We start from the raw sequence: 25076 nt of genomic DNA on the forward strand, positions 1-25076 counted from the left end.
CATGACAGACAGGCTATCCATACCCCATCGGAGGCGCGGCATTCTATCACGCCGACGTCTTGACGCCAGCGGTGCGCGATCTGACAGCGTAGAAGTGGTGATAGTTCGCGATTAGACGATTGTCGACAATATTCATTTTGTCTTTGACTTGGCGGTCTCATTTAGCTAGTTTCTGACGAGTAGTTTTAAAAGGTGTCGACAATATGCAGGACCTTTCCACCCCCGGGCCGGTGCTGGCAGACGAAACGGAAACCCTCTCCGAAAACGTCTTCCGGCGCATCCAGGCGGCCATTGTCAAGGGTGATATCGCCCCCGGTAGCAAAATTTCCGAGCCGGAGTTGGCGCGCACCTATGGCATCAGCCGTGGGCCGCTACGCGAGGCTATCCACCGCCTTGAAGGCCAACGCCTGCTGGTACGCGTGCCGCATGTGGGCGCGCGGGTGGTATCGCTCAATCACGCCGAGCTGATCGAGCTGTACGAAATCCGTGAGTCGCTGGAAGGCATGGCCTGCCGTCTGGCCGCTGAACGCATGAGCCAGGCTGACATCGACGAACTGCGCCGGGTGCTCGACACCCATGAGCGCGACGCAGCGTTCCAGGCGGGCCTGGGCTACTACCAGCAGGAAGGCGACTACGACTTCCATTACCGGATTATTCAGGGTAGCGGCAACCAGACCCTGGTCAAGATGCTCTGCGGCGAACTGTACCAACTGGTGCGCATGTACCGTATCCAGTTCTCCGCCACGCCCAACCGGCCACGCCAGGCCTTTGCCGAGCACCATCGCATTCTTGATGCAATCGCCGACCGCGACGGCGAACTGGCCGAACTGCTGATGCGTCGTCACATCGGCGCGTCCAAGCGCAATATCGAGCGTCACTACCTGGACGCCCACAACAACAGCACACGAGGTGAGAAATGACAGTCAAGAGCACCCCCGGTCAGCGTTTCCGTGACGCCGTTGCCGCTGAACATCCGCTGCAGGTGGTTGGCGCCATCAATGCCAACCATGCCCTGCTGGCCAAGCGTGCCGGCTTCAAGGCCATCTACCTGTCTGGTGGTGGCGTGGCCGCCGGCTCCCTGGGCCTGCCAGACCTGGGCATCACTGGCCTGGACGACGTGCTCACCGACGTGCGCCGTATCACCGACGTGTGCGACCTGCCGCTGCTGGTGGATGTCGACACCGGCTTCGGCGCTTCGGCCTTCAACGTCGCCCGTACCGTGCGTTCGATGAGCAAGTTCGGCGCTGCCGCCATCCACATCGAGGACCAGGTTGGCGCCAAGCGTTGTGGCCACCGTCCCAACAAGGAAATTGTCAGCCAGCAGGAAATGGTCGACCGTATCAAGGCTGCCGTCGATGCCCGCAGCGATGACAGTTTCGTGATCATGGCGCGTACCGACGCGCTGGCCGTCGAAGGCCTGAACGCCGCCCTGGACCGTGCCGAGGCGTGCGTCGAAGCTGGCGCCGACATGATCTTCCCGGAAGCCATCACCGAGCTGCAGATGTACAAGACCTTCGCTGATCGGGTGAAGGCACCTATCCTGGCCAACATCACCGAGTTCGGTGCCACGCCGCTTTATACAACCGAAGAGCTGGCCTCGGTCGACGTGTCGTTGGTGCTGTACCCGCTTTCGGCGTTCCGCGCCATGAACAAGGCGGCTGAGAACGTGTACACCGCGCTGCGCCGTGACGGCACGCAGAAGAACGTGATCGACACCATGCAGACCCGCATGGAGCTCTACGATGCCATTGGTTATCACGCCTTCGAGCAGAGCCTCGATGCACTGTTTGCCCAGAAGAAGGGCTAAGCGCCAACTCCCGAATTAGCCGGAAAGCATCCATAACAAATTCAAGAAAGGAGAAACACCATGGCCGAAGCAAAAGTACTCAGTGGCGCAGGCCTGCGTGGCCAGGTGGCCGGCCAGACTGCACTGTCGACCGTGGGCCAGGCCGGTGCCGGGCTGACCTACCGTGGTTATGATGTGCGTGACCTGGCTGCCGGTGCCGAGTTCGAAGAAGTCGCCTACCTGCTGCTATATGGCGAGCTGCCCACCCAGGCCGAGCTGGCCGACTACAAGCACAAGCTCAAGGGCCTGCGTGACCTGCCGCAAGCCTTGAAGGAAGTGCTTGAGCGCATCCCGCGCGATGCCCACCCGATGGACGTCATGCGTACCGGTTGCTCGGTAATGGGCACCCTCGAGCCAGAACTGACCTTCGAAGCCCAGCGCGACAAGACCGACCGCCTGCTGGCGCTGTTCCCGGCCGTGATGTGCTACTGGTATCGCTTCACCCACCATGGCGTACGCATCGACTGCACCAGTGATGAAGACACCCTGGGTGGCCACTTCCTGCACCTGCTGCACGGCAAGAAGCCGAGCGAGCTGCACGTCAAGGTCATGAACGTGTCGTTGATTCTCTACGCTGAACACGAATTCAACGCCTCGACCTTCACTGCCCGTGTCTGTGCCTCGACCCTGTCTGACTTGTACTCCTGCGTTACCGCAGCCATCGGCTCGCTGCGTGGACCGCTGCACGGCGGTGCCAACGAGGCAGCGATGGAACTGATCGAACGCTTCCAGAGCCCGCAGGAAGCCACCGCCGAGCTGCTGCGCATGCTCGAGCGCAAAGACAAGATCATGGGCTTTGGCCATGCCATCTACAAAGAGTCCGACCCGCGCAACGAGGTGATCAAGGGCTGGTCGAAACAGCTGGCTGACGAAGTGGGTGACAAAGTGCTGTACCCGGTTTCCGAAGCCATCGACAAGACCATGTGGGAGCAGAAGCGCCTGTTCCCCAATGCCGACTTCTACCATGCCTCGGCGTACCACTTCATGGGTATTCCGACCAAGCTGTTCACCCCGATCTTCGTCTGCTCGCGGCTGACCGGCTGGGCGGCGCACGTCTTCGAGCAGCGCGCCAACAACCGCATCATCCGCCCGAGCGCCGAGTATGTCGGCGTCGAGCAGCGCCAGTTCGTGCCGATCGAGCAGCGCTGAATAGCTACAGAGAGGCAGCCCGTTTCCCTTGTGGGAGCGGGCGTGCCCGCGAATGCGCCCAGCCTTGCAACCTCTGTGCACCTGCTGACGCATTCGCGGGCACGCCCGCTCGTACAGGTACGGTGAAACCTTCCGAACCCTGTGACCGAGCCTGATTCCATGATGAACACTGCATACCGCAAGCACCTGCCAGGCACCGACCTGGACTATTTCGATGCCCGCGCGGCGGTCGAGGCGATCAAGCCCGGCGCCTACGACGGCTTGCCTTACACGTCCCGCGTGCTCGCCGAGAACCTGGTGCGCCGCTGCGACCCTGCTACGCTCGATGCCTCGCTGAGCCAGCTGATCGAGCGCAAGCGCGATCTCGACTTCCCGTGGTTCCCGGCACGCGTGGTGTGCCACGACATCCTCGGCCAGACTGCGCTGGTCGACCTTGCCGGCCTGCGTGACGCCATTGCCGACAAAGGCGGCGACCCGGCCCAGGTCAACCCGGTGGTGCCGGTGCAGCTGATCGTCGACCATTCGCTGGCCGTCGAGTGCGGTGGTTACGACCCGCAGGCCTTCGAGAAGAACCGCGCCATCGAAGACCGCCGCAACGAAGACCGCTTCCACTTCATCAACTGGACCAAGAAGGCGTTCAAGAACGTCGACGTGATCCAGCCGGGCAACGGCATCATGCACCAGATCAACCTGGAGAAGATGTCACCGGTGGTCCACAGCGACCACGGCGTCGCCTACCCGGACACCTGCGTCGGCACCGACAGCCACACGCCGCATGTCGATGCGCTGGGTGTGATCGCCATCGGCGTAGGCGGCCTGGAAGCCGAGAACGTGATGCTCGGCCGCGCCTCCTGGATGCGCCTGCCGGAAATCGTCGGCGTCGAGCTGACTGGCAAACTGGCCCCGAACATCACTGCCACCGACCTGGTCTTGGCCCTGACCGAGTTCCTGCGCAAGCAGAAAGTGGTCGGTGCTTACCTGGAGTTCCATGGTGAGGGTGCACGTGCCCTGACCTTGGGCGACCGCGCCACTATTTCCAACATGGCCCCGGAATACGGCGCCACTGCGGCGATGTTCGCCATCGACCAGCAGACCATCGACTATCTGCGCCTGACCGGCCGTGAAGAGCAGCAGGTCAAACTGGTGGAAACCTACGCCAAGGCCACCGGCCTGTGGGCCGACAGCCTGGGCGCTGCCGTCTATGAACGCACCCTCAGCTTCGACCTGTCGAGCGTGGTGCGCAACATGGCCGGCCCGTCCAACCCGCACGCCCGTGTCGCCACCAGCGACCTGGCCGCCAAGGGCATTGCCGGCAACTGGGAAGAGGTGCCGGGGCAAATGCCTGACGGTGCGGTGATCATCGCTGCCATCACCAGTTGCACCAACACCAGCAACCCGCGCAACGTGATTGCTGCAGGCCTGATTGCACGCAATGCCAACAGGTTGGGCCTGGCCCGCAAGCCGTGGGTGAAGTCGTCGCTGGCGCCCGGCTCCAAGGCCGTGCAACTGTATCTGGAAGAAGCCGGCCTGGAGAAAGAGTTGGAGCAACTCGGTTTCGGCATCGTCGCCTTCGCCTGCACCACCTGCAACGGTATGTCCGGTGCCCTGGACCCGGTGATTCAGCAAGAAATCATCGACCGCGACCTGTATGCCACCGCCGTGCTGTCGGGTAACCGAAACTTCGACGGGCGTATCCACCCGTATGCCAAGCAGGCCTTCCTCGCCTCGCCACCGCTGGTGGTGGCCTATGCCATAGCCGGTACCATTCGCTTCGACATCGAGAAGGATGTGCTGGGCGTGGTCGATGGCAAGGAAATCCGCCTGAAGGATATCTGGCCCAGTGATGAAGAGATCGATGCCGTGGTGCGTGCAGCGGTCAAGCCGGAGCAGTTCCGCAAGGTGTACATTCCGATGTTCGCCATCGAGGAAGACCGTGGGCCGAAGGTGGCGCCGCTGTATGATTGGCGCCCGATGAGCACCTACATCCGCCGCCCTCCCTACTGGGAAGGCGCCCTGGCCGGCGAGCGTACGTTGCGTGGCATGCGCCCGCTGGCGGTGTTGCCGGACAACATCACCACCGACCACCTGTCGCCGTCCAACGCCATCATGCTCGACAGTGCCGCCGGTGAATACCTGGCGAAAATGGGCCTGCCGGAAGAGGACTTCAACTCCTACGCTACTCACCGGGGTGACCACCTGACGGCCCAGCGCGCCACCTTCGCCAACCCCAAACTGTTCAACGAAATGGTGCGCAACGACGACGGCAGCGTGAAGCAGGGTTCGCTGGCGCGTATCGAGCCGGAAGGCAAGGTTACCCGCATGTGGGAGGCGATCGAGACTTACATGCAGCGCAAGCAGCCGCTGATCATTGTCGCCGGTGCCGACTACGGCCAGGGTTCGTCCCGTGACTGGGCGGCCAAGGGCGTGCGTCTGGCCGGTGTCGAGGCGATCGTGGCCGAAGGCTTCGAGCGTATTCACCGCACCAACCTGGTAGGCATGGGCGTGCTGCCGCTGGAGTTCAAGCCGGGCACCGACCGCAAGACCCTGGACCTGGATGGCAGCGAAACCTATGACGTGCTGGGTGCGCGTACGCCACGGGCGACCCTGACCCTGGTGGTGACCCGTGCCAATGGCGAGCGCCTGGAAGTACCGGTGACCTGCCGTCTGGACACCGCCGAGGAAGTGTCGATTTACGAAGCGGGCGGGGTGCTGCAGCGCTTTGCCCAGGACTTCCTCGAAGCGACCGCCTGAGCATGAATCGGGGGCCGCTTTGCGGCCCTTTCGCGACACAAGGCCGCTCCCTCAGCGGGCGGCGCAGTACCTGTGGGAGCGGCCTTGTGTCGCGAAAGGGCTGCAAGGCAGCCCCAGGGTATTTCACCGGACTATCAGGATGCCCAAGAAAATGGCACATGTACCCCAGATCAAAATCCCCGCCACCTACATCCGCGGCGGCACCAGCAAAGGCGTGTTCTTCCGCCTGCAAGACCTGCCTGAGCAGGCGCAAATTCCAGGTCCTGCCCGCGATGCGCTGCTGCTGCGGGTAATCGGTAGCCCCGACCCTTACGGCAAGCAGATTGACGGCATGGGCGGCGCCACGTCGAGCACCAGCAAGACCGTGATCCTGTCGCAAAGCATCAAACCCGAACACGATGTCGACTACCTGTTCGGCCAGGTCAGCATCGACAAGGCCTTCGTCGACTGGAGTGGCAACTGCGGCAACTTGTCCGCTGCGGTCGGTTCGTTTGCCATCAGCAGTGGCCTGGTCGACCCGGCGCGTGTTCCGCGCAACGGTATCGCCACGGTGCGTATCTGGCAGGCAAATATCGGCAAGACCATCATCGCCCACGTCCCGATCACTGAAGGTGAAGTGCAGGAAACCGGCGACTTCGAGCTGGACGGGGTCACCTTCCCGGCGGCCGAGGTGCAGTTGGAGTTTCTCGACCCTGCAGCCGATGAAGACGGCGCTGGCGGTGCCATGTTCCCAACCGGCAAGCTGGTCGATGACCTGGAAGTACCGGGGGTCGGCACGTTCAAGGCAACCTTGATCAATGCCGGTATCCCGACCATTTTTGTCAATGCTGCCGATATCGGCTACACCGGTAGCGAACTACAGGACGCCATCAACGGCGACCCGCAAGCGCTGCTGCGCTTCGAGACCATTCGCGCCTATGGCGCCGTGCGCATGGGGCTTATCGACAACGTCGACCAGGCTGTCGGGCGTCAGCACACGCCGAAAGTGGCGTTCGTCGCACCGCCGAGCACCTACACTGCGTCCAGTGGCAAGGCGGTGCAGGCCGGTGATATCGACCTGCTGGTGCGGGCCTTGTCGATGGGCAAGCTACACCATGCCATGATGGGTACGGCTGCGGTGGCAATTGGCACTGCGGCGGCCATTCCGGGCACGCTGGTCAACCTCGCCGCTGGCGGGGGCGAGCGCAGCGCTGTGCGTTTCGGTCATCCTTCGGGCACCCTGCGGGTCGGGGCCGAGGCGCGCCAGGTGAATGGTGAGTGGACGGTAACCAAGGCAATCATGAGCCGCAGTGCTCGCGTGCTGATGGAGGGCTGGGTTCGCGTGCCTGGCGACAGCTTCTAACGCACCACCGGCGCTCGGCTTTAGTTCGTTGGGGCCGCTTGGCGGCCCTTCGCGGGCTTGCCCGCTCCCGCAGGGTAACCACAGGTTCTGAATGCTGTGGTCAACCTGTGGGAGCGGGCAAGCCCGCGAAGGGCTGCACGGCAGCCCCGGCAATTCTGAAGGGAGCTGGATATGAGCGCCAACGTAGACCTCAACGACCGCCCGGACTACGACCGGGTACTACAGACCCTGGCCGATTACGCCCTCGGTTATCGGGTCGAATCCCGCGAGGCCCTGGACACCGCGCGCAACTGCCTGATGGACACCCTAGGTTGCGGCCTTCTCGCCTTGCGCTTCCCTGAGTGCACCAAGCTCCTTGGCCCTCAGGTAGAAGGCACGCTGGTCCCAAATGGTGCTCGCGTCCCCGGCACCTCCTATCGCCTCGATCCGGTCAAGGCTGCCTGGGACATTGGCTGCACGGTGCGCTGGCTGGACTACAACGATACCTGGCTGGCCGCCGAATGGGCTCATCCCTCGGACAACCTTGGCGGCATCCTGGCAGTGGCTGATCACCTGTCACAGAAGCGTCTTGCCGCGGGTGAAAAGCCACTGCCGATGCGTGATGTGCTCGAGGCCATGGTCATGGCGCATGAAATCCAGGGGGTGCTGGCGCTGGAAAACGCCTTCAACCGCGTCGGCCTCGATCATGTGATTCTGGTGAAGGTCGCCTCGACCGCCGTGTGCGCCAGGTTGATGGGGGCCAATCGTGAGCAGATGCTCTCGGCCTTGTCCCACGCCTTCGTAGACGGCCAGGCCCTTCGTACCTATCGCCACGCGCCCAACGCCGGTTCGCGCAAGTCCTGGGCCGCGGGTGACGCCTCCAGCCGAGGAGTGCAACTGGCTGACATCGCCTTGCGTGGGGAAATGGGCGTGCCGGGCGTGCTCACGGCTTCGCAGTGGGGGTTCTACGATGTTTCGTTCAGCCATACCAACAAAGACCTGGCACTCAAGCCCGCGGGGCAGTACGAGCTGCGTCTGCCCCAGGTGTTGGGCAGCTATGTGATGGAAAACGTGCTGTTCAAGGTCAGTTTTCCTGCCGAGTTCCACGCCCAGACCGCCTGTGAGGCAGCAGTAACCCTGCATCCACTTGTGCGTAACCGTCTGCATGAAGTCGACCGCATCGTCATCACCACCCAGGAATCAGCGATCCGCATCATCTCCAAGAGCGGCCCGCTGGCCAATGCCGCCGACCGTGACCACTGTCTGCAGTACATGGTGGCCGTGCCGCTGATCTTTGGCCATCTGGTGGCCGAACATTATGAGGACGCCTTCCATGCCAACCACCCAAGTATCGACCGCCTGCGCGAGAAGATGGAGGTGGTGGAAGACCCGCGCTTCAGTCGCGAGTACCTGGAGCCGGACAAGCGTTCGATCGCCAACGCGCTGCAGGTGTTCTTCAAGGATGGCAGCAGCACCGAGCAAGTGGTGGTGGAATACCCGATCGGGCATCGTCGGCGGCGCGGGGAAGGTATACCGTTGCTGGAGGCCAAGTTCAGGGCCAACCTGGCGACCCGCTTTGCCCGGCAGCGGTGTCAGCAGATTTTCGAACTGTGCAAGGACCAGCAGAAGCTGGAAGGCATGGCGGTGCACAGGTTCGTGGATTTGTTTGTGATATGAGCTTGCCTGCGCATAAAACAACAAAGCCCCGGCATCGCTGCCGGGGCTTTGCTTACAACCTGTAACTCAGCTTACGCCTGGACCACCGGGATCTTGGCGTTGGCTGCCGCTTCGCGGAACTCGGCGATCTGGTCGAAGCTCAGGTAGCGGTAAACGTCGGCAGCCATGCTGTCGATGTCTTTCGCATACTGCATGTACTCTTCGACGGTCGGCAGTTTGCCGATGATCGAAGCGACAGCGGCCAGCTCGGCCGATGCCAGGTACACGTTGGTCGCGTCGCCCAGACGGTTCGGGAAGTTACGGGTCGAGGTGGAGACCACGGTCGAGCCGGTCTGCACACGTGCCTGGTTACCCATGCACAGCGAGCAGCCTGGCATTTCCATGCGAGCACCGGCCTTGCCGTAGATGCCGTAGTAGCCTTCTTCGGTCAGCTGGTGAGCGTCCATCTTGGTTGGCGGAGCCAGCCACAGACGGGTCGGAATGCCACCCTTGACCTTCTCCAGCAGCTTGCCGGCAGCGCGGAAGTGACCGATGTTGGTCATGCACGAACCGATGAACACTTCGTCGATCTTCTCGCCTTGTACCGAGGACAGCAGGCGGGCATCGTCCGGGTCGTTCGGCGCGCAGAGCACAGGCTCTTTGACGTCGGCCAGGTCGATTTCGATGATTTCGGCGTATTCGGCATCGGCGTCGGCCGACAGCAGCTCAGGCTTGGCCAGCCAGGCTTCCATGGCCTGGGCGCGGCGCTCCAGGGTGCGGGCATCGCCGTAGCCTTCGCCGATCATCCAGCGCAGCAGGGTGATGTTGGACTGCAGGTACTCGGCGATGGCCTTTTCCGGCAGCTTGATGGTGCAACCGGCAGCGGAACGCTCGGCCGAGGCGTCGGACAGCTCGAAGGCTTGCTCGACGGTCAGTTCGTCCAGGCCTTCGATTTCCAGGATGCGGCCGGAGAAGGCGTTTTTCTTGCCTTTCTTCTCAACGGTCAGCAGGCCTTGCTGGATGGCGTAGTAAGGGATGGCATGAACCAGGTCACGCAGGGTGATGCCTGGCTGCAGTTTGCCCTTGAAGCGCACCAGGATCGATTCTGGCATGTCCAGCGGCATGACGCCGGTGGCGGCAGCGAAGGCCACCAGGCCGGAACCGGCCGGGAACGAGATGCCGATCGGGAAGCGGGTGTGCGAGTCGCCACCGGTACCTACGGTGTCAGGCATCAGCATGCGGTTCAGCCAGCTGTGGATGATGCCGTCGCCCGGGCGCAGCGACACGCCGCCACGGGTGCGGATGAAGTCTGGCAGGGTGTGGTGGGTGGTGACGTCGATCGGCTTCGGATAGGCCGCGGTGTGGCAGAACGACTGCATGACCAGGTCAGCAGAGAAGCCCAGGCATGCCAGGTCCTTCAGCTCGTCGCGCGTCATCGGGCCAGTGGTGTCCTGGGAGCCGACGGTGGTCATTTTGGGCTCGCAGTAAGCGCCTGGGCGCACGCCCTGGCCTTCTGGCAGGCCACAGGCACGGCCGACCATTTTCTGCGCCAGGGTGAAGCCCTTGCCGGAATCGGCAGGCTGCTCTGGTTTCTTGAACAGGTCGGAGGCACCCAGGCCCAGCTCGGCGCGGGCTTTCTCGGTCAGGCCACGGCCGACGATCAGCGGGATACGGCCGCCAGCGCGGACTTCATCCAGCAGCACTTCGGTTTTCAGCTCGAAGGTGGTGACCAGTTCGTCGCTGTCGTGACGACGTACTTCACCTTTGTATGGGTAAACGTCGATGACGTCGCCCATGCCCAGGTTGGTGCAGTCGAATTCGATCGGCAGGGCGCCGGCGTCTTCCATGGTGTTGTAGAAGATCGGGGCGATCTTGGTGCCGAAGCAGAAGCCACCGGCGCGCTTGTTCGGCACGTACGGGATGTCGTCGCCGAAGAACCACAGTACCGAGTTGGTAGCGGATTTACGCGAGGAGCCAGTACCGACCACGTCGCCGACATAGGCAACCGGGAAGCCCTTGGCCTTGACGGCTTCGATCTGGGCCAGCGGGCCGACCGAACCAGGCTGCTGCGGTTCGATGCCGTCGCGGGCCATTTTCAGCATGGCCAGGGCGTGCAGCGGAATGTCAGGGCGCGACCAGGCGTCCGGGGCAGGCGACAGGTCGTCGGTGTTGGTTTCGCCAGGCACCTTGAACACGGTCAGGGTGTACTTGTCGGCGATGGCCGGACGCGAGGTGAACCACTCGCCGGCAGCCCAGGATTCCAGGACGGCCTTGGCGTGAGCGTTACCGGCCTTGGCTTTTTCGGCCACGTCGTGGAAGGCATCGAACATCAGCAGGGTGTGCTTGAGCTGTTCGGCCGCGACGGCGCCCAGTTCGGCGTCATCCAGCAGTGCGACCAGCGTTTCGATGTTGTAGCCGCCCTGCATGGTGCCCAGCAGTTCGGTGGCGTGCTTGCGGTCGATCAGTGGCGACGTGGCTTCGCCCTTGGCGACGGCGGAGAGGAAAGCGGCCTTGACGTAGGCAGCTTCGTCGACCCCTGGCGGTACGCGGTTGGTGATCAGGTCTACGAGGAAGGCTTCTTCGCCGGCCGGCGGGTTTTTCAGCAGCTCGACCAGGCCTGCAGTTTGTTCGGCGTTCAGCGGCTGGGGAACGATACCCAGGGCGGCGCGCTCTTCGATGTGTTTGCGGTAGGCTTCAAGCACAGTTATTTCCCTCATCAGTGGTCCCTAAAGGGGGTCCGGGACGCTTATCCAGCATTCAATGCACCCATGCGCTGCCGCGGCTTTGTGGGCCGCCCAGCCAGGGTCGCAAAGAATCCTTACAGAAGCTGCTTTCAAAGTTTTACGCCTGCAGAACGGGGGCTGATGAGGGCTGGCGCGGGCATGCGAGGGATGCATGGCCCGGGCCAACGCCGTTCTACCGGATCAACTGTGCTCGTGACGCTTTGAAAACAGCTTCCAACGGACATTGTTGCCTTTGAAAAGGCCGGGTGATTCTACGGTAAAAAAAGCCCGAAGGTAAGGCGGTGTACATGACTTTAACGAGTGACCCCGGTTAGACAAAGGGCTAACATGGGCCTGTATTCCATCGCCAAGCTGTTGTTTTTCATGTCCAACAAGTCCATCAAAACCCCTTGCGTCGGCCTGTGCTCCACGGTGTACGGGGACACGGTGTGCCGTGGTTGCAAGCGTTTTCACCACGAAGTGATCAACTGGAACGGTTACGACGACTCGCAAAAGCGCGCCGTGTGGTTGCGCCTTGAGCAGCTGCTGGTGCAGGTGATGATGGCCAAGCTTGAGGTGTTCGACAAAGGCCTGCTGCGCCAGCAACTGGAGCAGCGCTCCATCCGCTTTGTCGAGCAGCAGTCGGAATATTGCTGGGCTTACCAGCTGATTGCCCGCGGGGCGCGGATGATCCGTGACCTGGAGGCCTATGGCATGGCGTTGCTGCCGGAGTTCCGTGACTGGGAACTGCCCCAATTGCGCGATGCGATCGATCGCGAGTTCTTCCTGCTTTCAGAGGCGCACTACCAGCGCTACATCGCCCCCAGCTTCCTGCGCGATGCCATGGGCAGCGCGCAGGGCCAGTGAGCCGGGCGAATCAGTCGCCGGTGTATTCGCAACCGCTGGTGCAGGTTTCGTGGATGCGAACCTTGGACAGCTCCGGCATCAGCGGCTTGACCTGGTCCCAGATCCACTTGGCGATCACTTCGCTGGTGGGGTTTTCCAGGCCGGGGATGTCGTTCAGGTAGTTGTGGTCCAGCTGATCATAGATCGGCTTGAAGATCGCCTTGACCTCGGCGAAGTCGCGGATCCAGCCCGTGTGCGGGTCGAGCGGGCCGGTCAGGTGCAGGCCTACCTTGAACGAGTGGCCATGCAAACGGCCGCATTTGTGCCCTTCAGGGACGTGGGGCAGGCGGTGGGCCGATTCGAATGTGAATTCCTTGAAAATTTCCACTGGTGGACCTGTATAAGCTGGTGGGATAAGGGCTTGGGCAGAAACTGGTGTTTCAGTGGACTGCTCAATGTACTGATTGGTCGTCGCTGGCGCCAGGCAACCGAATTGCGCGTATCTTAACCTGTTTTGTAAACGTGCCCTCACGGATTCCGCGATAGGCGGTGTCCCGGTCTATCCTCGCCAAGTGCAGCAACATGTCGAGGCGCAGGAAGCGGTCGAGGTGCTCTGCATGTCGCATGGGCTTCTCTTATATGGCCGGTCAGGCCTTGAGCGGTTCACTGCCGGCCAGGTACAGCTGCAGGCTGGACTTGCGTGCCATGAAGAACGAGACGTTGGCGGTGATAGCTGCGGGTACAGATTCGATTCGTCTGCTCGTCCCGCCTCTCCTGGGTGCGGAGAATAATGCTGCAGTGGTACATTTCCTGATCGTCAAAAGGACTGAGAAATGACCCAAGAAGAACAGGAGATTTCTAGCCGCGCTCTGCAGTTCGCAAAAGAGAATCGTACACGCATCGCTCGTGAACTGACTTGCATTGAAACCTATCCGGCAGATGAATACCCGGTGTCAGTTTTTATGGCAGGATCTCCTGGCGCTGGGAAAACCGAGGTTTCAAGAGCTTTTATCGGTCACATGCAGTCCACAGGATCTAGTGCGCTACGTATCGATCCTGACGATTTCAGGGAGTATTTTCCCGACTACGACGGCAAAAATTCCAGCCTTTTCCAGCGTGGGGTAACCACGTTTGTGGAGAGAACCCTGGATCTGGCGTACAAGCAGCGGCAGTCTTTTCTCCTGGATGGCACCCTCGCCAACCTTGATGTCGGAAGAAGAAACATCGCCCGCGCGCTTGAAAAAGTGAACAGGTCGGCCCAGGTCATCTACGTGTACCAGCGACCTGAGCTGGCTTGGGAGTTTGTTCTGGCGAGAGAGAAGAAGGACGGAAGGAACATCCCGTGCTCGGAATTTGTAAGACAGTTTTACGCGGCCAAGGTGTCGGTATGTGCACTGAAACGTGAATTTGATGGCAGGCTGCAGGTAGATGTGATCATCAAGGATAACGATGGCAGCAACAGTGACATCGGTATCGACCTTTCAGCTGACGAAATTGACGCATTTGTCAACCAGCCCTATGATCACCATGAGCTTGAGCGTGTTTTGAACGGAGAGTCCCAATGAAAGGCGAAAAGGTAGCAGGCGTGTCGACTAAGCCCCACGAGGCATCGACTATGTCTGAGTTTTTCCGCCACGGGTCCGTGGAGGAGAGGCTATCTGTGTATCGAATGGCTGCAACGGCTGCCATCGACGAGCAGAAGGATGTGATTCGCTCAGCAAAGTCTGGGGAATTCAGTATGGCCAAATGCAAAATGTGAGCGTTCACTCCGCCTAGTAATTCCAAGCCCAGCGCCGTGCTGGGCTTTTTGCATCTGCGGTCTGCCGTGCTGCAAGCTTTCCAATCAACGATAGGCTTGTGACATGGCGCTACAAGGCTTGCAGGCGTTCATGCAGCCGCCCGGTGGCGGTCAGTTCCAGAAGTTCATCACCCAGGCGCTGGCTTTCGGCAATGGCCTTGTACCAATAGCGCTTGCGCCCTGGCGCATCGCCCATGAAGCGCTTGAAGTCGTTGCGGTCGGGCAGCTTGCCGTAGGGCAGGGCGGCCAGGTATTGCGGCGAAGGCGTCATCAGCAGCACGTTTTGCAGGCGGGTGGCATCGCCCTTGCGCCAGGGCAGGGCCTTGTCGAACCAGCCGGGTACGACCTTGTCGGTGAAGTGCGGGTACAGCACCAGGTCGTCACCGCGATAGGGCAGGTCGAGGTGGTAGTCGAGCAGGCCGCCGTCGCGGTAGGTGCCGGCGCCGGCACCGGGGATGTCTTTTACGCCCTGCATGACCATCGGTATCGACCCGGAAGCGAGCAGGGCATGGCGCAGGTTGGCCAGGTCCAGCGGCAGGTAGCGTGAGGGGAAGTCGGTCAGGGTGTCGAGCGGAGGGGCGGCGCGCCCATCGTGCAGAATGATGCGCTCGAAGTGGCGGGCCAGGCGCGAACGGCCCAGAAGGTTGCTGGCAACCACCGAGCCCAGGCCCAGCCCCAGGCGGCCGCGATGGTCGTGAGCGAGCTGGCCATGGCTTTTCACCACCAGGATGTTCAGGCGGTAGTGCGGGTTGGCCAGCAGCTGGCCGTCGCGGCCCTCCAGCAGGTCATCGAGCATGCGTTGGCAACTGCGGCTGATTTCGGCCGGAGTGACGCCCTTGGCGAAATCCTGCTCGGTGTACAGCTCGCCAAGACGGCGGATGCCGGCGACCGGGTCGTCGAGGCAGGCGCTGGCGAAGCGCCAGGCACCGATCGATGCGCCGATCAGGGCACGCTGACGGGGTGCCGAGGGTAGCCACTCGCCGAACAGCGCCAGGTCAAGGCCCTGGATGCCCAGCGGCTTCGGCCCACCCGCCGCGCCCGGCAATACCCCGACATCGGCCGCCTGCAGGCCGCGCTCGCGGATGTGTCGCAAGGCACGCTGGCCGGCCTTGAAGGTGAGGGCGGGGTATTTGATGTGGATGGCGCTCATGGCGGGTCTCTTGGGCATAGGAGCAGCCTTGTGCTGCGAGGGGCCGTTACAGATAACATAACTGCATGTGCCTGTATTGGCCCTTTCGAAGCACAAGGCCGCTCGTTGAAGGCTGCCGAGCCTGGCTAGCGCCGTAACTGCGCTATCATGCCGCCAGCTGTTTTCAGGTTGAATTAAGGACCGGTGGTTAATCTTAACCCCGTAGACAACTTGTACAGTTCTCAGGAGAGAAGAACGATGAAAACCTTGACTGCCCTGATCACCGCCGCAGCCCTTGCCCTGGGCGCCAATGTCGCCTTCGCCAGGGACGTTCAGCCTGACGAGGTGGTGAAACTGGTCAACGCCAAGACCATCAAGTCGCTGGACGAGCTCAAGGCCGCTGCCGTGGCCAAGCACCCAGGCGCCACCGTCACTGATTCGGAACTTGAAGACGAGTACGGCCGCTACATCTACAAGGTCGAGCTGCGTGATGCGCAGAACGTCGAATGGGACGTCGACATGGATGCCAAGACCGGTGAGGTGCTCAAGGACGAACGAGACAGCTGATGATCCATGTATCCCGGCCGGCACGTTACCTGGCACTCTCGCTGCTGGCCGTCTGCTCCCTGGCTGTGGCCCGCGACCTGGACCAGGATGAAGCCCTGAAGCTCCGTCAGAAGGGCGTCATTCTGCCGCTCGAACAGCTGCTCGAGACCGCCCTGGGGCGTCACCCCGGGGCGCGTCTGCTGGAAGCCGAGCTGGAAGAAGACGATGATCGCTACGAATATGAAGTCGAGTTGCTGACGACTGAAGGTGTGGTGCGCGAGATCAAGCTCGATGCCAGCACCGGCGCCCTGCTCAAAGACGAGGAAGATGACTGAATGCGCCTGTTGCTTGTCGAGGACAACGTACCGCTGGCCGATGAACTGACCGCCGGCCTGCAGCGCCAGGGCTATGCCGTGGACTGGCTGGCTGATGGCCGTGACGCGGTTTACCAGGGGCAAAGCGAGCCTTACGACCTGATCATCCTGGACCTCGGCCTGCCTGGCTTGCCCGGCCTGGACGTGCTGGCCCAGTGGCGTGCCGCCGGCCTGGCCACACCGGTATTGATCCTCACCGCCCGCGGCTCCTGGGCCGAGCGCATCGAAGGGCTGAAGGCCGGGGCTGACGATTATCTGAGCAAGCCCTTCCACCCCGAAGAGCTGCAACTGCGCATCCAGGCCTTGTTGCGCCGCGCCCGTGGCCTGGCCAACCAGCCTAAGCTGGAAGCGGCCGGCCTGCACCTTGACGAAAGCCGTCAGTGCGTGAGCCGCGACGGGGTGGATGTGCAACTGACCGCCGCCGAGTTCCGCCTGCTGCGCTACTTCATGCTGCACCCGCAGCAGATCCTGTCCAAAAGCCACCTGGCCGAGCACCTCTACGACGGTGAAACCGAGCGCGACTCGAACGTGCTCGAGGTCCACGTCAACCATTTGCGCCGCAAGCTGGGCCGCAGTGTGATCGAAACCCGTCGCGGGCAAGGCTACATCTATGCCGGGAGCGGCGAGTGAAGTCGATCCAGGCGCGCCTGAGCCTGGGCCTGGTGGCGGTACTGGTGGTAGTCGGCGTGGTGCTGGCGCAACTGACGCTGTGGCTGTTCGAGGCCGGCCTGCAACGTTATCTGGAAAACGGCCTGCGCAAGGAAAGCGAGAACCTTCTGGTGGCATTGGTGCGTGGGCCTTCCGGCCTGCAGCTGGATGAGCGGCGCATCTCGGCTGCCTATCAGCGGCCGTTCTCCGGTTACTACTTCCGCATCGATTTCGACCAGGGTACCTGGAGGTCTCGTTCGCTGTGGGACCTGGACATGCCCAAGCCCGCAGCGCCCGGGCTTTCCGATAGCCATGAACTCGGCCCGGAAGGCCAGCAACTGCTGGCCCTGCGTGCCGACTACCGGCGCCTGGGCCAGGACATTTCGATCAGTGTGGCTCAGGACTATTCACCGGTGCGCGAGGGTTTCCGACGCTTGCAGCAGATCGGCCTGGGCATGGGCCTGGTGGCGCTGATCCTGATTCTGGTGCTGCAGCGCATCACAGTTACCCGCTCGTTGCGGCCGCTGGAGCGGGCACGCCAGCAGATCGCCCAACTGCAGCAGGGGCAGCGCTCGCAGCTGGATGCCGAGGTGCCCAGCGAGTTGGTGCCGCTGGTGGGGCAGATCAACCACTTGCTTAGCCATACCGAAGACAGCCTGCGCCGCTCACGCAACGCCCTTGGTAACCTCGGCCATGCGCTGAAGACGCCGCTGGCGGTGCTGCTGAGCCTGGCTTCCAGTGAACGCCTGCAGGGGCTGCCGGAGGTACGCGCGCAAATGCGCGAGCAGTTGCAGCAGATTCAGGAACGCCTGGCGCGTGAGCTGAACCGTGCACGCCTGGCAGGGGATGCGCTGCCGGGCGCGCAGTTCGATTGTGATGCCGAACTGCCGGGGTTGCTCGGGACCTTGGGCATGATTCATGGCGAGGGCGTGCTGTTGGCAAGTGATGTGCCGCCCGGGCTGTTGTTGCCATGGGACCGCGAGGACGTTCTGGAACTGTTGGGTAATCTGCTGGACAACGCCTGCAAGTGGGCTGACAGCGAGGTGCGCGTGGGTATCGCGTCGAACGCCGAGGGCTACCGGCTGTGGGTCGATGACGATGGCCCGGGTATTGCGCAAGACCAGCGGCAGCAGGTGCTTGAGCGAGGTTCACGGCTGGACGAGCAGGTGACTGGGCATGGGCTGGGGTTGGGTATCGTGCGCGATATCGTTGATGCCTGGGAAGGGCGCCTGGCCTTGCTGGAAAGCCCGCTGGGCGGCCTGCGGGTGAGCATCGACCTGCCGCGCAAGGCTCGTTAATGCCGGGGCCGCTGTGCGGCCCATCGCGACACAAGGCCGCTCCCACAGGTCTACGCAATCCCCTTTGGCCCTATCAGTACTACAAAAAAATTGCAGTACAGCCGCAGTTTTTTGAATTAGCCCAAATTCCCCCCACCCGGCAAAATCCTCCCCACGAAACCCTGCGGTTTCCATCTCTCCACGGACGGAGCCCCTTGTGATATTGCATGCGCAATACGAGGCCCAGGCCAACTCGGCTGGGCTTTCTTTTTAATCAGAAAAACCAAAGATCCCGATTGCCCACATGTCTGCCTCGCGTTCCGAAAGTCGTCTGCAGCGGCTGTTGCCGGCCCCCCTCAACATCCCCCCAAAAGAATGGTTGCGTGCCGGTATCGGTGCGCTGCTTGGCCTGTTCCTCGCGGGCTGGCTGACCAGCATGGCCTATGGGCCCAGCATCGCCCTGCACTTGCTCGGCCCGCTGGCTGCTTCAGCGGTACTGGTGTTTGCCGTGCATTCCGGTCCATTGGCCCAACCTTGGCCGGTGTTGGGCAGCTACGCCCTGGCCGGCGCTGTAGGGCTGGCGATGCGCGAAGGCTTCGGCCCCGAGCTGTGGGTGGCTGCTGCGGCGCTCGGCATCTCGATCCTGGTCATGTGCCTGTTGCGCTGCCTGCACCCGCCGGGTGGTGGTGTGGCAGTGAGCGCGGTGCTGGCCGACACGGGGTTGACTGCCATGGGCGATCACCTGCTGGAGCCGGTGCTGCTCAATGCGCTGATCCTGGTGACCGTGGCAATCGCCTACAACCGTTTGACGGGTGTGCGCTACCCGAAAGGCGCGGTGCCACGCAAAGACCTGCACCACACCCATGACCCGCTGCCCGGCGAGCGGGTCGGCATCCGCAGTGAAGACCTGGACCAGGCCCTGGAAGACCTGGGCGAGTTCGTCGACGTCACCCGTGACGAGCTGGAGCGCATCATCCTCGCCACCGAGCAGCACGCCCTGCAGCGAAGCCTTGGTGGTATCACCGCGGCCTCGGTGATGTCCCGCGATGTGCAGTTCGCCACGCCTGATACCACGCTGGAGCAGGCCTGGAAAATGCTCGCCAGCCATCACCTGAAAACCCTGCCTGTCCTGCAGCACGGCAAGCTTGTGGGCATCGTCAGCCTCGGCGACCTGATTGGCCCGGCGATGCAGCGTGGGCGTTTCAGCTGGCGCGGCCTGTTCGGCCGCAAGGCGGTGCGCATGGCGCAAGTGATGAGTACGCGGGTTGTCAGTGTCAGCAGCCAGCACCCGCTGGAACGCCTGCTGCCCTTGTTGTGCGAACAAGGCCTGCACTGCTTGCCGGTGCTTGATGCTGACAAGCTGGTGGGGGTGATCACCCAGACCGACCTGATCGCCGGCCTCAAGCGCCAGTTGCTCAGCAAGATCGAGGCATCAGATAACCGGGTCCCAGCGTTGTGACCAGTCGCTGGCGCCGGTAGCTACCAGTCGGCGCAGGATGGCGAAGGCCTGTTGCAGGGCTTCGCTGTCGCGTTTGCGTGGGTACACCAGGAAGGTCGGGTAGGTGAACTCCGGTGCCTGTGGCACCCGCTCGAACACGCCGCTGTCCAGATAGGCTTGCACCACCCGCGTGCGGAAGTAGCCACTGCCACCTTGGTCGAGTATGAACTGCAGGGCCAAGGGGCCAAGGTTGAAGCTTAGCGCCGGGCGCGCACAGTCGGGCAGGGCCGCATCATGCTGGCGGCGGAAGGCCTCGCCCCAGTCGATGTAGATGTATGGTTCGGGCCGGTCGACCCGGCGCACGCGAATCAGCTTCTCTTCCATCAACTGCTCCACCTGCAGGCCTGGGCCGTAGGTCGGCTGGTAGACCAGCGCGGCGTCCAGCAAGCCCATTTCGACCTTGCGCAGGAGCGACTCTCCATCGCTGACCTCGCTGCGGATGGCATGGCTGGGCAGTTCGCGGTGCAGGGCACTTACCCAGTCGAGCATCATCGGGTTGCCCAGGCTCACCTCGCCGCCGACATGCAGCACCTGTTGGCAACCTTCAGGCAGCGGCAGGTCGCGGCGCGCGGCCTCCCAGGTTTGCACCAACTGGTTGGCATAACTGACGAACGCTTCGCCATCGCTGGTCAGGCTGGCGCCGCTGCGGCTACGCACGAACAGCTGGCAACCCAGTTGCTGCTCCAGGCGCTGCACGCGCGCGGTGATCGCGGTTTGTGACACGAACAGGCGTTCGGCTGCGGCGACCAGGCTGCCGCAACGCACAATTTCCAGGAAGGTACGGGCCTGATCGATGTCCATGGGCTGCTCGGTGTTTGTGGGGGGCCTATTCTAGAGGCTTTGCACCGTTATGGGGCGTTATTGCGTTGTCTGCAAATTTGCAGGTCGGTTGTGACTTTAGTCCCATGGCAGGGTGGGTGTAGCGGTCCATACTCAAGTTTCGCCCTTCAATAACAACAAGTACCGGGTTTCTGACGATATGAGCTACCAGCACAGCTACGCCCATTCCATTTCCGACCCTGCCGCTTTCTGGGCGGAACAGGCCGCACACCTGGCCTGGCACCGCAAGCCTGCCCTGACCCTGCAAGACAACGCTGACGGGACCCACCGCTGGTTCGCTGATGGCCGCATCAACAGCTGTTACCTGGCCCTCGATCACCAGATCGAGCAGGGCCGGGGCGAGCAGTTGGCGCTGATCTACGATTCGCCAGTGACTGGCGTGCAGCAGACCTACACCTACAACCAGTTGCGTGATGAGGTCGCGCGCCTGGCCGGTTTGCTGCGCCAGTTGGGGGTGAACAAGGGCGATGGGGTGATCATCTACATGCCCATGGTGCCGCAAGCGGCCATGGCGATGCTGGCCTGCGCGCGGATCGGCGCGGTGCATTCGGTCGTGTTCGGTGGTTTCGCCGCCAACGAGTTGGCCCTGCGCATCGATGACGCCCGGCCCAGTTTGTTGCTGACGGCATCGTGCGGGCTGGAGTTCGACCGGATCATTGCATACAAGCCGCTGGTTGACCGCGCCTTGCAACTGGCCCGGCACCAGCCGCGCAATGTGCTGGTGCTGCAGCGGCCGCAAGCGCACGCTGAACTGCTGCCAGGCCGCGACCTGGACTGGCAGGCGGCCTTGGCCGGTGCCGAGCCGGTGGCGCCTGTGGAGCTGGATGCCGGCGACCCGCTATACATCATGTACACCTCAGGTACCACCGGTAAGCCCAAGGGTATCGTCCGGGAAAACGGCGGCAATGCCGTGGCGCTGTGTTATGCCATGCGCCATATCTATGGCATGCAGGCCGGCGATGTGTGGTGGGGCATTTCCGACGTCGGTTGGGTGGTCGGCCATTCACTGATCGTCTATGGGCCGTTGATGAGCGGCTGTACCACGGTGTTCTACGAAGGCAAGCCGATCCGCACCCCGGATGCTTCGGCCTATTGGCGAGTGGTGGAGCAGTATCAGGTCAACGCGCTGTTCTGTGCACCGACGGCCATGCGCGCCATCCGCAAGGAAGACCCGGAGGGCGAACTGATCCGCAAGCATGACCTCAGCTCGCTGCGGCAACTGTTTCTGGCGGGGGAAAAGCTGGATTCCAGCACCCATGAATGGCTGGAGCGGGTGAGTGGCAAACCGGTGCACGACCACTGGTGGCAGACCGAGACCGGCTGGCCGGTCACCGCGCCTTGCGTCGGGCTGGAGGGCAGTGCGGCGAAGCCAGGGTCGAGCAACCGGGCGGTGCCGGGTTACAACGTTCGCGTGCTGGATGACGAAGGCCACTTGCTCGGGGCCAACCATCAGGGTTCGATCGTGATTGCCCTGCCATTGCCACCCGGTTGCAGTCAGACGCTGTGGGGGGATCACGAGCGCTACCTGCAGGCCTATCTGCGCACGTATCCGGGGTACTACCACACGGGCGATGGCGGCTATCTGGATGATGATGGTTTCGTCTACATCATGGGGCGCACCGATGATGTGATCAACGTTTCCGGTCATCGCTTGTCCACCGGCGAAATGGAAGACCTGGTTGCCCGCCACCCGGCGGTAGCGGAGTGCGCGGTTATCGGCGTGCATGACGAGATCAAGGGCCAGGTACCGCTGGCGCTGGTAGTACTCAAGGATGGCGAGGGCATTGCTGAAGCGCAGTTGCTGGTGGAGCTGGTGGGCAGTGTGCGCGAGGAAATCGGCCCGCTGGCCTGCTTCAACCGGGTTCGGCTGGTGAAGCGTCTGCCCAAGACCCGTTCCGGCAAGATTCTGCGGGCGGTGCTGCGCAAGATTGCCGATGGCCAGGATTATGTGCCGCCTTCGACCCTGGATGATCCGGCAGTGCTGGGCGAGATCGAAGCGGTGCTGGCGGATTTGCCCAGGGCGGGTTGATGGTTTGACCTCGATGGCCCTTTCGCGGGCGGGACACGCAACGGTGGTTCGGCAGAGGCCGTGGTGTAGGAGCGGGTTTACCCGCGAAAGGGCCGGGCCTGCTGGCCAATATTCCTGGGCATTCATCGTTGCAGCTACCACCGTATTCGCGGGTAAACCCGCTCCTACAACCTATCGGGGGGGGACACACATTGGTGATTGGGCGCAGGCCGTCGTGTAGGAGCGGGTTTACCCGCGAAAGGGCCGGGCCTGCTGGCCAATATTCCTGGGCATTCATCGTTGCAGCTACCACCGTATTCGCGGGTAAACCCGCTCCTACACCTATCGGGGGTGGACACACATTGGTGATTGGGCGCAGGCCGTCGTGTAGGAGCGGGTTTACCCGCGAAAGGGCCGGGCCTGCTGGCCAATATTCCTGGGCATTCATCGTTGCAGCTACCACCGTATTCGCGGGTAAACCCGCTCCTACACCTATCGGGGGTGGACACACATTGGTGATTGGGCGCAGGCCGTCGTGTAGGAGCGGGTTTACCCGCGAAAGGGCCGGGTCTGCTGGCCATTTACCACCCGCCGTTCACTGTTGCCGCCGCCACCGTATTCGCGGGTAAACCCGCTCCTACACCTATCGGGGGGGACACACATTGGTGATTGGGCGCAGGCCGTCGTGTAGGAGCGGGTTTACCCGCGAAAGGGTCGGGCCTGCTGGCCAATTTCACCCGCCTTTCACCGTTGCCGCCACCACCGTATTCGCGGGTAAACCCGCTCCTACACCTATCGGGGGTGGACACACATTGGTGATTGGGCGCAGGCCGTCGTAGGAGCGGGTTCACCCGCGAAAGGGCCGGTTCAGGCACTGCAGTCTCAGGGGGCAATCTGGTGCAGTTGCCCCAACCGGCTGCGGGTACGCATCAGGTCGGCCAGTGGGCCGCCCAGGCTCTCTTCCAGCGGTCGTTTACCGATCACGACCACCCGCCGATCCTGGTCATACAGCACATCCACCAGGTTGACGAAGCGCTGCTGAGCCGCAAGCGAACACTCCGAGAGGTCATCCAGCCCATCGATCACCCACTCGTCATAGTCCCTGGCCAGCACCAGGTAGTCGATGACCGCGGTGGCCTTCTCGCACAGATCGTCAAAGCCAAGCACCACCCGCCGGCCATCGACGGCCAGCGCCCGCAGCGGGCGCTTGTTCACGTCCAGTATCACCGGTTGCTCGTTCGGCACGTTCAGCGCCTGGCGCTGCGCCGCATCACCCGGCCAGACATAATGGCCCTGGGTAAAACGCTGATGCTCGCGGTTGGCCGGCAAGCTGCGAAAATCAGTGTCGCCACCGACTTCGAGCACTTGCATCGAGCTGTTGATCAGGCGAATGACCGGCAGAAAACGCTCGTGATACAGCGGGTTGGGCAACAGCCCTTCGGGCGCATAGTTAGAGGTCACCAGCAGGTACACGCCACGGGCGAACAAGGCGTTGAACAGCCGGGTGAGCAGCATGGCATCGCCTATGTCATGCACATGGAATTCGTCGAAGCACAGCACCCGGCAGCCGCCCACCAGTTCGTCCAGCGTTGCGCCCAGCGCGTCGTCCAACGCCCGGTGGCGATGCATGCCCAGATGCAGGCGGGCAAAGAAGTCATGAAAGTGCAGGCGCAGCTTGGCGGCTATCGGCACGGCCTGGAAAAAGCCATCGAGCAGCCAGCTTTTACCACGGCCGACCGAGCCGTACAGGTACAGGCTGCGCGGTTGGCCCTGTTCAAGCTGCTTCAGTTGTTCGGCCATGCAGTGGATTACCCGCCGCTGACCGTCACTCAGCTGATAACCGCGGCTGTGCGCCTTGTCCTCGAACCAGCCGAGCAGCTCGCTCTGTTGATTGGCGGTGCCGCGCAACCGTTGGCCAAGCTGGCGCAGCGGGGTAGGGATCCAGGCAGACAAAAGCAACGCTCCTTGGGCGATGGTGGGGCAGCCTGCAGCTTGCCCGAGGGCGGCCATTTTGACTAATAGAGAAAGTGCCGGGCAATCATCACTTCTTGCGATAGGTCTGACCGCCTGTTGTACCTGTACGGGCTATGCCTTGCGCTCCAGCTGGCGCTCGATCATGTACTTCACCGCCAGGCGACGCTCCTTGAGGTGGCGCAGGTCTTCGTCGACGAAGTTACCGGCCGAAATCGATTCGGCAGCCAGCACCTGGTTGTCGATGTCCACGTATTCGTCCAGCAGGCGGTCCAGCGCCTTGTCCTGCTGGCGGCGCTGCTGGACGATTTCACGCGGGTAGTGCAGGTCCTGGTAGAGGTCGTGAGAGACAGGCATGGGGTCCTCCTTGGTCAATGCAATGGGCTTATCTGATTGGAAGTGCGGAATGCGATTGTGTTGAAGCGAGGCAGGCGGAAACCGACGGACGGTCGCTGCACCAGAGCCGAAATGACTAACTCGCTGTTTTTTGGCAATTTTTTTTATCAGGGGGGTTCACAGACCGAAAGTTTGTTGTTAAAGTGCCGCGCATTCCAAGACAACAACCCAGTTGTCACTCACTTGGAATTGTCAGGGCAGCAAACGCTGCATCCGATACAGGGGCGTCGCCAAGCGGTAAGGCAGCAGGTTTTGATCCTGCCATGCGTTGGTTCGAATCCAGCCGCCCCTGCCATTTT

General features: G+C 62.3%; 20 protein-coding genes and 1 tRNA gene. 15 read left to right on the top strand and 6 right to left on the bottom strand.

Annotated elements, in window-relative coordinates:
• Positions 1-203: 203 nt before the first annotated feature.
• From J3A98_RS06820 to prpD, 6 genes are all read left to right on the top strand, one after another.
• Entirely contained in the window at positions 204-920 is a 717-nt protein-coding gene (locus tag J3A98_RS06820) for a GntR family transcriptional regulator (RefSeq protein ID WP_176683933.1), read from the top strand.
• A complete protein-coding gene (gene prpB / locus J3A98_RS06825; protein WP_012053054.1) occupies positions 917-1807 on the top strand; it encodes a methylisocitrate lyase in 891 nt (296 codons plus the stop codon). The genes J3A98_RS06820 and prpB overlap by 4 nt, the downstream gene beginning before the upstream one ends.
• A 60-nt stretch (positions 1808-1867) precedes the next feature.
• Positions 1868-2995, top strand: a complete 1128-nt coding sequence (gene prpC, locus J3A98_RS06830; RefSeq protein ID WP_021782879.1) for a 2-methylcitrate synthase — start codon at positions 1868-1870, stop codon at positions 2993-2995.
• A 162-nt stretch (positions 2996-3157) separates the two neighbouring features.
• Positions 3158-5746: a Fe/S-dependent 2-methylisocitrate dehydratase AcnD gene (gene acnD / locus J3A98_RS06835; RefSeq protein ID WP_176683992.1), complete on the top strand. Its 2589-nt coding sequence runs from the start codon at positions 3158-3160 to the stop codon at positions 5744-5746.
• Between the two features lie 151 nt (positions 5747-5897).
• The gene (prpF, locus tag J3A98_RS06840; protein ID WP_209964884.1) at positions 5898-7088 is read left to right on the top strand and encodes a 2-methylaconitate cis-trans isomerase PrpF; all 1191 of its coding nucleotides are present in this window, start codon (positions 5898-5900) and stop codon (positions 7086-7088) included.
• 171 nt (positions 7089-7259) lie between these two features.
• On the top strand, positions 7260-8744 hold the full coding sequence (gene prpD / locus J3A98_RS06845; RefSeq protein ID WP_209964887.1) for a 2-methylcitrate dehydratase: 1485 nt from the start codon (positions 7260-7262) through the stop codon (positions 8742-8744).
• 71 nt (positions 8745-8815) lie between these two features.
• Here the strand turns inward: prpD and acnB are convergent, their stop codons facing one another.
• Positions 8816-11425 (bottom strand): bifunctional aconitate hydratase 2/2-methylisocitrate dehydratase, encoded by a 2610-nt coding sequence (gene acnB, locus J3A98_RS06850; RefSeq protein WP_176683991.1) that lies wholly within the window; start codon positions 11423-11425, stop codon positions 8816-8818.
• 405 nt (positions 11426-11830) lie between these two features.
• Between acnB and J3A98_RS06855 the strand changes: the two genes are divergently transcribed.
• Complete coding sequence (locus J3A98_RS06855; protein WP_176683990.1) at positions 11831-12313, top strand: DUF1289 domain-containing protein; 483 nt, start codon at positions 11831-11833, stop codon at positions 12311-12313.
• Positions 12314-12323: 10 nt separating this feature from the next.
• Here J3A98_RS06855 and queD read toward each other — a convergent pair whose 3' ends face one another.
• Positions 12324-12680: a 6-carboxytetrahydropterin synthase QueD gene (gene queD / locus J3A98_RS06860; protein WP_003250327.1), complete on the bottom strand. Its 357-nt coding sequence runs from the start codon at positions 12678-12680 to the stop codon at positions 12324-12326.
• 445 nt (positions 12681-13125) lie between these two features.
• Between queD and J3A98_RS06865 the strand changes: the two genes are divergently transcribed.
• Positions 13126-13857 (top strand): zeta toxin family protein, encoded by a 732-nt coding sequence (locus tag J3A98_RS06865; RefSeq protein WP_209964889.1) that lies wholly within the window; start codon positions 13126-13128, stop codon positions 13855-13857.
• 303 nt (positions 13858-14160) lie between these two features.
• Here J3A98_RS06865 and J3A98_RS06870 read toward each other — a convergent pair whose 3' ends face one another.
• Positions 14161-15240, bottom strand: a complete 1080-nt coding sequence (locus tag J3A98_RS06870; protein WP_209964892.1) for a patatin-like phospholipase family protein — start codon at positions 15238-15240, stop codon at positions 14161-14163.
• A gap of 237 nt (positions 15241-15477) precedes the next feature.
• Between J3A98_RS06870 and J3A98_RS06875 the strand changes: the two genes are divergently transcribed.
• The 5 genes from J3A98_RS06875 (at position 15478) to J3A98_RS06895 (ending at position 19523) form a co-directional block, all read left to right on the top strand.
• Positions 15478-15786 carry a PepSY domain-containing protein gene (locus J3A98_RS06875; RefSeq protein ID WP_209964894.1) on the top strand — a complete coding sequence of 103 codons (309 nt, stop codon included), beginning with the start codon at positions 15478-15480 and terminating at the stop codon, positions 15784-15786.
• Positions 15786-16100, top strand: a complete 315-nt coding sequence (locus tag J3A98_RS06880) for a PepSY domain-containing protein (RefSeq protein ID WP_209964896.1) — start codon at positions 15786-15788, stop codon at positions 16098-16100. Before J3A98_RS06875 ends, J3A98_RS06880 begins: the two co-directional genes overlap by 1 nt.
• Positions 16101-16769 (top strand): response regulator transcription factor, encoded by a 669-nt coding sequence (locus tag J3A98_RS06885; protein ID WP_010953307.1) that lies wholly within the window; start codon positions 16101-16103, stop codon positions 16767-16769.
• Positions 16766-18085, top strand: coding sequence for a sensor histidine kinase (locus J3A98_RS06890; RefSeq protein WP_209964898.1), 1320 nt, complete (start codon positions 16766-16768; stop codon positions 18083-18085). Before J3A98_RS06885 ends, J3A98_RS06890 begins: the two co-directional genes overlap by 4 nt.
• A 283-nt stretch (positions 18086-18368) precedes the next feature.
• The gene (locus J3A98_RS06895; RefSeq protein ID WP_209964900.1) at positions 18369-19523 is read left to right on the top strand and encodes an HPP family protein; all 1155 of its coding nucleotides are present in this window, start codon (positions 18369-18371) and stop codon (positions 19521-19523) included.
• Here J3A98_RS06895 and J3A98_RS06900 read toward each other — a convergent pair.
• The gene (locus tag J3A98_RS06900; RefSeq protein ID WP_209964903.1) at positions 19497-20363 is read right to left on the bottom strand and encodes a LysR family transcriptional regulator; all 867 of its coding nucleotides are present in this window, start codon (positions 20361-20363) and stop codon (positions 19497-19499) included. The two genes, J3A98_RS06895 and J3A98_RS06900, sit on opposite strands and share 27 nt — an antisense overlap.
• Positions 20364-20541: 178 nt before the next feature.
• Between J3A98_RS06900 and J3A98_RS06905 the strand changes: the two genes are divergently transcribed.
• Entirely contained in the window at positions 20542-22431 is a 1890-nt protein-coding gene (locus J3A98_RS06905) for a propionyl-CoA synthetase (RefSeq protein WP_209964905.1), read from the top strand.
• 861 nt (positions 22432-23292) lie between these two features.
• Here the strand turns inward: J3A98_RS06905 and zapE are convergent.
• On the bottom strand, positions 23293-24363 hold the full coding sequence (gene zapE, locus J3A98_RS06910; RefSeq protein ID WP_209964907.1) for a cell division protein ZapE: 1071 nt from the start codon (positions 24361-24363) through the stop codon (positions 23293-23295).
• 132 nt (positions 24364-24495) lie between these two features.
• On the bottom strand, positions 24496-24738 hold the full coding sequence (locus J3A98_RS06915) for a hypothetical protein (RefSeq protein WP_020193386.1): 243 nt from the start codon (positions 24736-24738) through the stop codon (positions 24496-24498).
• Positions 24739-24997: 259 nt separating this feature from the next.
• Between J3A98_RS06915 and J3A98_RS06920 the strand changes: the two genes are divergently transcribed.
• Positions 24998-25072, top strand: a tRNA-Gln gene (locus tag J3A98_RS06920).
• The last annotated feature ends 4 nt before the right edge of the window (positions 25073-25076 follow it).

The sequence above is a fragment of the Pseudomonas sp. BP6 genome (assembly GCF_017875935.1).
Classification (GTDB): Bacteria; Pseudomonadota; Gammaproteobacteria; order Pseudomonadales; family Pseudomonadaceae; genus Aquipseudomonas; species Aquipseudomonas putida_Y.

Excerpts from the sequence above, each read along its gene's own strand:
- J3A98_RS06820 (WP_176683933.1), top strand. The coding sequence starts at position 204 with ATGCAGGACCTTTCCACCCCCGGGCCGGTGCTGGCAGACGAAACGGAA.
- prpB (WP_012053054.1), top strand. The coding sequence starts at position 917 with ATGACAGTCAAGAGCACCCCCGGTCAGCGTTTCCGTGACGCCGTTGCC.
- prpC (WP_021782879.1), top strand. The coding sequence starts at position 1,868 with ATGGCCGAAGCAAAAGTACTCAGTGGCGCAGGCCTGCGTGGCCAGGTG.
- acnD (WP_176683992.1), top strand. The coding sequence starts at position 3,158 with ATGAACACTGCATACCGCAAGCACCTGCCAGGCACCGACCTGGACTAT.
- prpF (WP_209964884.1), top strand. The coding sequence starts at position 5,898 with ATGGCACATGTACCCCAGATCAAAATCCCCGCCACCTACATCCGCGGC.
- prpD (WP_209964887.1), top strand. The coding sequence starts at position 7,260 with ATGAGCGCCAACGTAGACCTCAACGACCGCCCGGACTACGACCGGGTA.
- J3A98_RS06855 (WP_176683990.1), top strand. The coding sequence starts at position 11,831 with ATGTCCAACAAGTCCATCAAAACCCCTTGCGTCGGCCTGTGCTCCACG.
- J3A98_RS06865 (WP_209964889.1), top strand. The coding sequence starts at position 13,126 with ATGACCCAAGAAGAACAGGAGATTTCTAGCCGCGCTCTGCAGTTCGCA.
- J3A98_RS06870 (WP_209964892.1), bottom strand. The coding sequence starts at position 15,240 with ATGAGCGCCATCCACATCAAATACCCCGCCCTCACCTTCAAGGCCGGC.
- J3A98_RS06875 (WP_209964894.1), top strand. The coding sequence starts at position 15,478 with ATGAAAACCTTGACTGCCCTGATCACCGCCGCAGCCCTTGCCCTGGGC.
- J3A98_RS06880 (WP_209964896.1), top strand. The coding sequence starts at position 15,786 with ATGATCCATGTATCCCGGCCGGCACGTTACCTGGCACTCTCGCTGCTG.
- J3A98_RS06885 (WP_010953307.1), top strand. The coding sequence starts at position 16,101 with ATGCGCCTGTTGCTTGTCGAGGACAACGTACCGCTGGCCGATGAACTG.
- J3A98_RS06895 (WP_209964900.1), top strand. The coding sequence starts at position 18,369 with ATGTCTGCCTCGCGTTCCGAAAGTCGTCTGCAGCGGCTGTTGCCGGCC.
- J3A98_RS06900 (WP_209964903.1), bottom strand. The coding sequence starts at position 20,363 with ATGGACATCGATCAGGCCCGTACCTTCCTGGAAATTGTGCGTTGCGGC.
- J3A98_RS06905 (WP_209964905.1), top strand. The coding sequence starts at position 20,542 with ATGAGCTACCAGCACAGCTACGCCCATTCCATTTCCGACCCTGCCGCT.
- J3A98_RS06915 (WP_020193386.1), bottom strand. The coding sequence starts at position 24,738 with ATGCCTGTCTCTCACGACCTCTACCAGGACCTGCACTACCCGCGTGAA.